General features: G+C 66.9%; 1 protein-coding gene. It reads left to right on the top strand.

Annotated elements, in window-relative coordinates; translation table 11 throughout:
* The first annotated feature begins 86 nt into the window (after window positions 1-86).
* Window positions 87-2,897, top strand: a complete 2,811-nt coding sequence (locus KTN05_RS17260) for a GAF domain-containing protein (RefSeq protein WP_217330608.1) — start codon at window positions 87-89, stop codon at window positions 2,895-2,897.
* The last annotated feature ends 322 nt before the right edge of the window (window positions 2,898-3,219 follow it).

Genomic DNA, 3,219 nt, shown 5'->3' with positions numbered 1-3,219 from the left:
GTTGCAGGTCACGCCCATCCCGGTGCTCTATATCCTGCTCGGATCGCGGCGGGGCGCACAGATGATGCAGCGTCACTGGGCAACGCATGCGCAAGCCGCCGCACGGGCTGCGGGTGCGTTCCTGTCGCTGGACCCACGCAACGCCGAATGGCGTCAGCTGTGCCTCGACCTCTCAGCCCGACCAGCTCACGGGCCCCGTGCCGACGGCATCGTGGCCGAGACCAATGCCGTTTTCGATCTGTTCGACCCGCAGCGGGAGCCCATTCCTGAAGGACGCCATGGCTGAAAGCACGCCGCCGATGACCGAAGCCGAAGCGCCGCAGGGCACCGTCACGCAGGAGATGGTCGACGCCTGCGCGCAGGAACAGATCCAGTTTCTCGGCCACGTCCAGGACTTCGGCTGCCTGCTGGTGGTGACGACCCAATGGGTGGTGCGCAATGCCTCGGCGAACTGCGGCTCGACGCTGGGGCTCGAGCCGGAGGCACTGGTCGCGCAGCGGCTGACCGATGTCCTGCCTGCGTCCACCATGCACACGCTTCGCGGCAAGGTGCAGGTCATGGGGCGCAATGACCAAGGCATCCGCCTCTTCGGCCTGGACGTGTTCGAAGACGGGCGCCGCTTCGACATCGCCATCCACCGTGACGGGCCCGTCTTCCTGGTGGAGTTCGAGCGCAAGCAACCCGACCGCGTGCGCGATCCCGGTGCCGTGGTGCAGGCTCTGATCCCCCGGCTGACGCGCGCCGTGGACCATGAGGAACTTTGCACGATCGCGGCCGACGCGGTCTGGGCACTGACCGGGTTCGATCGGGTCATGGTCTACCGCTTCGAGTCCGACTTCAGCGGCGTGGTGGTCGGCGAGACGCTCAGCGGCGGGGCCGACAGCTACATGGGGCATCGTTTCCCCGCGTCGGACATCCCGCCGCAAGCGCGCGCCCTCTACAAGCGGAACCTGATCCGGATCATCGCCGACGTCGATGCGCCGGTTCACCCGATCGTCCCGCCTCATACCCCGGACGGAGCGCCCACCGACCTGTCGCTTTCCATCACACGCGCGGTTTCGCCCATTCACCTGCAATATCTGCGCAACATGGGCGTGCGTGCCTCGATGTCGGTGTCAATCCTGGTCGAGGGCGAACTGTGGGGGATGCTCGCCTGCCACCGCGAGCAGCCCCATTACGTCGATTACGAGACCCGTTCCGCTATCGAACTGTTCGCCCAGCTTCTCGCCTACGAACTTGGGCTGCGGACCCGGCGCGACGAGAGCCGGCTGAGTGCCGCCGCCCTCGAAGCCCACGACCAGATCTCGATCATGTTTGAAAGCTCGGCCGCGGCCCTCCCCGATCTGGCCGGGGTCTCGCAAGAGATCGAGCGGGTATTCGACGTGGACGGGATCGCCATGATGATGGGTGGTCACTACCACGCAACGGGTCTGGCCCCGTCCCGTGACGAATTCGGCGCGTTGATGCACCATGTGGCCCGGAACGGGACAAGCCGGGTGTTCAACACCGACAACCTTGGCCGGGCGTGTGCGGGCGCGTTTCCGTCCGGCCAGGGGATCGGCGGAATGCTGGCGATCCCCATCCACAGCCGCCGCGGTGACGGGGTGATCCTGTTCCGCCGGGAACTGACGCGCGACCTGATCTGGGCCGGTCCGCCGTCCAAGGAAAGGCTGCCTGACGGCCGCCTTTCGCCCCGCGCCAGCTTTTCCACCTGGCGCGAGGAACGCCGCGGCTTTTCCGAAAGCTGGACCGCGGGCGAGCTTGCCGCGTCCGAGGTGCTCCGCGTCAGCCTGCTGGAGATCACGTTGCGCCTCAGCACCGACCTGGACCGACGGCGGACCAGCCACAGCGAGCGGCAGGAAATCGTGATCGCCGAACTGACGCACCGGCTGCGCAACGTCTACTCGACCGTCTCTGCCGCGATCGAGGGAGGGGCGGATGGCGCCGAACCTGCGGTCCAAGCCTATGCCGCCGAGGCACGAAGCCGCCTAGCCGCGATGAAACGGGCGAGCGATGTCCTGACCGATCGCAGCCGCGACTCCACTTCGCTGCGTCAACTGATCCGGGACGAGGTGCGCGCCTATGGCGGCCGCGGCGAGGAGCGGGTGGAGTTCGTCGGCGGTGAAGCCATGCTGTCACCCCGCCAACGCTCGGCGCTCACGCTGGTGATCCATGAGCTGACGACCAACGCGGTGAAATACGGGGCGCTCGGGCCAGCCGGCGGCCGCTTGGAGGTGAGGATCACTGCTCGGGACAACGGCGTCGAACTCCACTGGCGGGAACGGGGCGGCCCGGTGGTAACCACCCCGCAGCGTGTCGGCTTTGGCAGCGCGCTGGTCCAGCACACGATTCCTCAGGAACTGGGCGGCACGATCGAGACCAGCTTCGCTCCCGACGGGTTCGAGATGTCGATGCATATCCCCGGTCTGTCGATGCGGCGAGTCGATCAGGCGCCTGCCGCACAGTCGCAGATCGCCCCCGTTACCGCGGACGATATCCGGATCTCGGGGCGGGCGCTGGTGGTCGAGGACAACATGATCATCGCGATGAACGCGGCGCAAAGCCTGCGACGGCTCGGCGCCGAGGACGTCGTGATCGCCGGCAGTTCCGAGGCGGCGCTCTCCGCTCTGGACGAAGGCATACCGGTCAGCTTCGCAGTGCTGGACCAGGACCTGAACGGCCTTTCATCCGAACCCGTGGCCATACGGCTGGAGAGCGCCGACGTTCCCTTCGTCGTGGCCAGCGGGCTTGTGCCGGACCCGGGCGAGATTGGCGGGGTGCTCGGGCGCGCTGTCTGGATCGAGAAACCCTACAGCAGCGAGGCGATCGGACAGGCCTTGCGCAGGCATTTCGGAGATCGCTTCATAGTAAAGGAGCAAGCGAAGCGGGGTCACTGAACGCTGCACCAGGCCAAGGCGCAGTGCCAGCGCGCAACCGAAGCGTCTTTTTCATCATAATTGGCTCAAAGCAGACCTCCGGCAGCGCGGCACGACCCCGTCGAGCGCCGCTGCGCAAGTTGGCAGTCCCGCCGACAGTCACCTCCTGATTTTAGCGGCAGGCCGAACGGAAGCTTCTCCGAACCGGGCAACCGGGGGCACCCTCGGGCGAGCCGCCCGGACGCACCGGGTCATGCCCCTTGGCGTGGTGTAGGAGCGCCGGCCCTCGGAGAGGTCCGAGCTTGATCAGATTGCTACAGCGGGCAGCCTGATGCCGGGATTG

Origin of the sequence: Paracoccus sp. Z118, from assembly GCF_019061185.1 — a bacterium.
Lineage (GTDB): Bacteria > Pseudomonadota > Alphaproteobacteria > Rhodobacterales > Rhodobacteraceae > Paracoccus.
This window is presented reverse-complemented; position numbering and strand designations above follow the sequence as displayed.